The 6,032-nt window shown below is 60.0% G+C and carries 5 protein-coding genes; 2 read left to right on the top strand and 3 right to left on the bottom strand.

Translation table 11 applies throughout. From position 1 onward, the window contains the following. Positions 1–192: 192 nt before the first annotated feature. The 3 genes from B3X29_RS14455 to ybbA all read right to left on the bottom strand — a co-directional run bounded on the left by B3X29_RS14455 (position 193) and on the right by ybbA (position 4,618). Positions 193–1,338 carry a porin gene (locus tag B3X29_RS14455; protein ID WP_156654017.1) on the bottom strand — a complete coding sequence of 382 codons (1,146 nt, stop codon included), beginning with the start codon at positions 1,336–1,338 and terminating at the stop codon, positions 193–195. Between the two features lie 182 nt (positions 1,339–1,520). Then, positions 1,521–3,935 (bottom strand): putative ABC transporter permease subunit YbbP, encoded by a 2,415-nt coding sequence (ybbP, locus tag B3X29_RS14450; RefSeq protein ID WP_103178532.1) that lies wholly within the window; start codon positions 3,933–3,935, stop codon positions 1,521–1,523. Then, positions 3,932–4,618 carry a putative ABC transporter ATP-binding protein YbbA gene (ybbA, locus tag B3X29_RS14445; RefSeq protein ID WP_159339728.1) on the bottom strand — a complete coding sequence of 229 codons (687 nt, stop codon included), beginning with the start codon at positions 4,616–4,618 and terminating at the stop codon, positions 3,932–3,934. The genes ybbP and ybbA overlap by 4 nt, the downstream gene beginning before the upstream one ends. Here ybbA and tesA point away from each other — a divergent pair. Beyond that, entirely contained in the window at positions 4,589–5,212 is a 624-nt protein-coding gene (gene tesA / locus B3X29_RS14440) for a multifunctional acyl-CoA thioesterase I/protease I/lysophospholipase L1 (RefSeq protein WP_103178530.1), read from the top strand. The two genes, ybbA and tesA, sit on opposite strands and share 30 nt — an antisense overlap. Further along, positions 5,202–6,011, top strand: coding sequence for an SDR family oxidoreductase (locus B3X29_RS14435; protein ID WP_103178529.1), 810 nt, complete (start codon positions 5,202–5,204; stop codon positions 6,009–6,011). The genes tesA and B3X29_RS14435 overlap by 11 nt, the downstream gene beginning before the upstream one ends. Positions 6,012–6,032: the final 21 nt, after the last annotated feature.

Genomic DNA, 6,032 nt, shown 5'->3' with positions numbered 1-6,032 from the left:
CCGCACCACATGTAGCCCCGGTAAGCGCAGCGCCACCGGGGAACAAACCGCACCATACGTAGCCCCGGATCGCTGCGCGCTACCGGGGAACAAACCGCACCATACGTAGCCCCGGATCGCTGCGCGCTACCGGGGAACAAACCGCACCGCACGTAGCCCCGGATCGCTGCGCGCTACCGGGGAACAGACGACTCAGAAGTCGTAACGCAAACGTACCAGGTTCATATCGCCCAGATCGTCGGTGCTGGAGGTGAATACGTGCTCGTAATCGACGCGGAAGCCGTAGTCCAGTTGGAAGCTGACACCCACGCCGTTGTCGATGCGCTGGTAGTTGCGGCCATTCATGGTCTCAATACGGTCACCCATGAAGTAAGGCTGGATCGATTTCACCGCATACTGACCAATCGGGAATTTATAGCCGGCGAAGTACTCAATACCCCACGCATCACCCGCGAAGTAGTCATTTACCGACACTTTTTTGCTGGTCATAAAGTTCTGATACCAGCCGCCGCCTGCGGAGAAGGTCCAGTTGTCCGGCGTCCAGCTCAGCGCGGTACCGAGGATGTTCTGATCCCAGGTTTTACTGTCGCCATTATCCGGGTTACGCATGTCGGCGCGGGTGTAGTTCCAGGCCGCGCCCCAGGTCAGATCGGTGGTCAGACGATAATCCAGACCCAGTGAACCGCCGCCTTTACGCTTGTAACGGAGGCCGTTGCCCGGCAGATATTCGCTATCTTCGAACAGGTAAGAGGCGTAGAGATCGGCATCGCCGAGGGTTTTCTTGTATTTCAGCATCTGGCGTGAACGGTAAGAGCCGTCGTAGTCACCGTTGATGCCATTACCCGGCGCCTGGCCGATCATGTCGTAGTCCCAGATATCGGTTTTCGCGCCGACCACATCGTAATAGACGCTGTTCTGCTGACCAAAGGTCAGGGTGCCCCAGGTGTCGCTCTTCAGGCCGGTGTAGAGCATGCGGCGGGAGGTGTCGTGCGCGCCGTCGGCGTGGTGGTTGTCCCAGTTAAACTGCGCCGGAATGTTCACCCCCAGCTCGTAGTAGCTGACCCAGCTGATGTCATCAAACAGGTAGTAATCCGCCGCGAAACGGAAGCGGGTACCGCCGTCAAAGCCATTACGCTTATAGCTGTTTTTGCCGTCGTCGCCGGTCATGTTCTGGAACTGAGGACGAATACTGCCGCCAACGGTGAAGTTCAGACGGCTCAGCGGGTTGCCCGCCTGCGGATCTTGTTTAAGAACGGTGATTTCAGCCTGGGATGCAAAAGAGGTCAATGCCACTGCTGCGCCAATAGCCACTGCCAGCGCTTTTTTATTTATAGTCACTGTTTTTCCTTGTTAAACACACTGCCATTTATTTAGCAGGTGAATATTAACCAGGATTTATCTGTCCGTGTTGCCCGGTTTTTAATGTTTTGTGCCGCTAAAATTCAATGATTTATCTTTTTATGCTACTTAGTCATCACGTGCCAGTATAAAAACTGGCACGTGATAGTTCAGGAAAGGAATTAACCGGAGAACTGGCGGAACAGGGCTTTGCCTTTCAGTAAACGCGCCCCCAGCCAGCCGCCGCACAGCGAAAGCAGCACCGCACCGCTCAGGGGCAGGATCGCCCACAGCCGCCAGTCTGGCTCCCACGGGAAGTCAAATACCCGGGTTTGCAGCACCGCCAGCGCAGTTTCGGCACCAATGGCCGCCACCAGGCCAGCCACCAGCCCCAGCAGGGCGAACTCGCTCCACAGCGTGGTGCGCAGCAGCTTTTTACCTGCCCCCAGAGTACGGTAGACCACCAGCTCCTGATGACGCTGGCGCATCCCGACCTGCACCTGGGCCAGCAGCAGCAGCACGCCGCAGATGGTCACCAGCACCACCATCACCTCCAGCGCCCGGCTCACCTGCTCCAGCACCTGCCCGACCTGTTTGAGGATCGCGCCGATATCCAGCAGGCTGATGGTGGGGAACTCGCGGTTAAGCTGGGTGAGCATGCCGTTGCCATTCTCCCAGCGGAAGCTGGTCAGCCAGCTCTGGGGCTGCCCGTCCAGCGCCCCGGGGGGGAAGATAAAGAAGAAGTTAGGCCGCAGACTCTCCCAGTCGACCTTGCGCAGGCTGGTCACTTTCGCGCTGAAATCCTGGGTATCGCCGGTAAAGGTCACCGTATCGCCCAGCGCGACGTTGAGGCGTTTCGCCAGCCCCTCCTCCATCGATACCTCCCCCGCTTTCGGCGGCCAGCTGCCGGCGGTGATCGGATTATGATCCGGGCGCTTATCCTGCCAGGTGAGGTTCAGCTCCCGGTTGAGGGATTCATCTTTATTGCCCTCGGTGGACTGCCCGTTAATCTGGGTCAGGCGCGCCCGCACAATGGGGTAGTAAGACTCCGGGATAATCTGGTGTTCAGCGAGAAACGCTTTCAGGGGCGTTACCTGCTCCGGGGCAATGTTGATCAAAAAGTAGTTCGGGCTTTCTGGTGGAAGCTGCTGTTGCCAGCGATCCAGCAGATCGCCGCGCAGCACCAGCAACAATGCCAGCAGCATGAACGAGAGCGAAAATGCCGACAGCTGGCTGAGGGTCGACCACGGCTGGCGCAGCAGGCGATTCACCGCCAGACGCACCGGCAGCGATTTTACCGTGAGCCCTTTCAGCACACTGAGCAGCATCCAGCCCAGCACACCGCAGAGCAACGCCAGCACGACGGCGCCAGCCAGCACGGCCCACAGCAGCATGCTCCCGCCCATCAGCCAGGCGAGGAGCATCACCACCACCGCCACGATAGCCGGAATGTAATATTTCAGCGGCCAGACGCTGGCCACCACGTCGCGACGCAGAACGCGCAGGGGCTGTGTCGCGAGCAGCAGGCGGTAAGGACGCAGCCCCACCAGCAGCGAAATGACGGTCATCGCCCCGATCGCCCAGAGCCACGGCCAGAGGCTGGCAGGGGGCAGCGCGACGGGCAGCACCGGCTTGAGGAGTACCATCAGCACTTTTTCAAACAGTAGCCCCATCATCCCGCCGGTGACAGCCGAGAGCGTCAGCACCATCAGCCACTGACCGATAATCAGTTTGCGCAGCTGCGCCCTGCCCGCCCCCAACGTTTTGAGGATCGCCACCAGATCGTAGCGGCTGCGGCAGTAGTGGCCCATGGCGACTGCCACCGCCGCCACCGCCAGCAGCAGCGTGAGCAGCGCCGAGAGCAGCAGGAATTGCTGGGAACGCTCCAGCGATTTGCCGAGTGCGCCCTCCTCCTGCTCCATCCCGGACCAGCGGTGCTCCGGCTTCAGCTGCGGCAGGAGCCATTTTTCGTAACGTTCCAGTTGCGCGGGCGTGCCGCCAAACTTAAAGCGCCAGGTGACGCGGCTGCCGGGCTGTACCGCCGCGGTTTTGGCGACATCTGCGGTGTTCATCAGCAGACGCGGCGCCATCTGAAACGGATTGAATCCGGCGTCCGGCTCCTGCACCACCTCCCCGGCGATTTTCAGGGTGGCATCGCCGACATCAATGCTGTCGCCGGTTTTTAAATTCAGCAGCGCCATCAGACGCGACGCCAGCAGCACCGTGCCCGGCGCAGGCTTCAGCCCCGGCGGGTTGGTCTGAAGCTCGCCGTAGAGCGGATAGATATCATCGACCGCCTTCACGCTCGCCAGCTGCGGCGTCCCGGCGGCAAAGGTCATGGTCTGGAAACCGATCTGCTCGCTGACCTTCAGCCCCTGCTTTCTCGCCTCCTCAATCCACGCCTGCGGCACTTCGCGGGAGCTGCGCAGCGTCCGGTCGCCGGCCATAAACTCACGGCTTTGCTGGCTGAGTCCCTTTTCCATCCGATCGCTGACGCTGCCGAGCGCCAGTACGCAGGCCACCGCCAGGCTTAGCGCCAGCCAGACAATCAGCAGCGAAGGGGAGCGCCATTCGCGCCAGAACCAGCGGGCAATCATGCATCCTCCTGCAGTTCGCCATTGACCAGGCGCAGGCGGCGATCGCAGCGGGCGGCCAGCTGCGGATCGTGGGTGACGAGGATCAGCGTCGTGCCGTGTTCACGGTTCAGCGAAAAGAGCAGATCGGCAATTTTGTCTCCGGTCTGGCGATCGAGGTTACCGGTGGGTTCGTCGGCAAACAGCACATCCGGGCGACCGTTAAACGCCCTGGCCAGCGCTACGCGCTGCTGCTCGCCGCCGGAGAGCTGCGCCGGAAGGTGATCGAGGCGTTTCCCCAGCCCCAGCTGTTGCAGCAGCGCGCTGGCGCTCTCCCGGCTCTGGGTGGTGTTCTCACCGCGCAGCAGCCCCGGCAGCTCGACGTTCTCCAGCGCGTTAAGGGTTGGAATCAACATAAATGACTGGAACACAAAGCCAATGTGCTTTGCCCGCAGGGCGGCGCGCGCCTCTTCATCGAGCTTATGCAAGGGTTGCCCGACCAGGTTGACCTCACCGCTGCTGCCGTCATCCAGACCGGCGAGGATCGCCAGCAGCGTGGATTTGCCGGAGCCCGATTCTCCAATCAGGGCGATGCTCTGCCCGCGTTTGACAATGAGTTCAACTCCGGTGAGGATGGAAAGCTCGTGCTCACCCTGACCCACGGACTTCTTAAGATGATGAACTTCAACAATGTTTTCCGCTGGCATTTGCCCTTCCTGTTTTTGATGCTGTTCTCATTTCGCGCCGCGGCTGCGGACACGCTATTAATTCTGGGTGACAGTCTGAGCGCTGGCTACCGGATGGCGGCCAGTGCCGCCTGGCCTGCGCTGCTGAATGATAAATGGCAGAGCAAAACGTCGGTTGTTAACGGCAGCATTAGCGGGGACACCTCCCAGCAAGGTCTCTCCCGTCTGCCGGCCCTGCTGAAACAGCACCAGCCGCGCTGGGTGCTGGTGGAGCTTGGCGGCAATGACGGCCTGCGCGGTTTCCAGCCACAGCAGACCGAGCAAACCCTGCGCAAAATTCTGCAGGATATCCGCGCCGCGAACGCCCAGCCGTTGCTGATGCAAATTCGACTGCCTGCCAACTATGGTCGTCGGTATAATGAAGCCTTTAGCGCGATATATCCGAAGCTTGCTAAAGAGTTCGATATTCCGCTGCTGCCCTTTTTTATGGAAGAGGTTTACCTGAAACCGCAGTGGATGCAGGACGACGGTATTCACCCCAATCGGGACGCCCAGCCGTTTATCGCCGACTGGATGGCAACCCGGTTGGCTCCATTAGTTAAACATGACTCGTAATTCAACGGAGATCCTGACAGGTAAAGTTATGCAAAAATCGGTCTTAATTACAGGATGTTCCAGTGGCATTGGCCTGGAAAGCGCCCTTGAGCTGAAGCGTCAGGGGTTCTGGGTGCTGGCCGCCTGCCGTAAACCGGAAGACGTTGAACGGATGAACGGCATGGGTTTAACCGGCGTACAGCTGGATCTGGATTGTACCGACAGCATTGAGCGCGCCGCCGATGAGGTGATCGCCCTGACCGGCAATCGTCTGTACGGGCTGTTTAATAATGCCGGTTTCGGCGTTTACGGCCCGCTGCAGAGCGTTACCCGCCAGCAGCTTGAAGCGCAATTCTCCGCCAACTTTTTTGGCGTTCATCAGCTGACCATGCGCCTGCTGCCGGCCATGCTGCCGCATGGCGAAGGCCGGATTGTGATGACCTCCTCGGTGATGGGGCTTATCTCTACTCCGGGCCGCGGGGCTTACGCCGCCAGCAAATATGCGCTGGAAGCCTGGTCTGATGCCCTGCGCATGGAGCTTCGCCACAGCGGCATTAAGGTGAGCCTGATTGAACCGGGCCCTATCCGCACCCGCTTTACCGACAATGTCAATCAAACCCAGGCCGACAAGCCGGTGGAAAACCCCGGTATCGCCGCCCGTTTTACCCTGGGGCCGGAGGCGGTGGTCGCCAAAGTGCGCCATGCTTTTGAGAGCAAAAACCCCAAGCTGCGTTATCCGGTCACGCTGGTGACCCATGCCGTCGGCCTGCTGAAGCGCCTGCTGCCTGGCCGGATGATGGACAAATTTTTACAGGGTTGAGTTGAAGCCTCGCGCCACGCC

The organism is Leclercia sp. UBA5076 (genome assembly GCF_002416465.1).
Taxonomy (GTDB): domain Bacteria; phylum Pseudomonadota; class Gammaproteobacteria; order Enterobacterales; family Enterobacteriaceae; genus Enterobacter.
The sequence above is the reverse complement of the archived record's forward strand: the minus strand, read 5'-3'. Positions and strand labels throughout refer to the sequence as shown.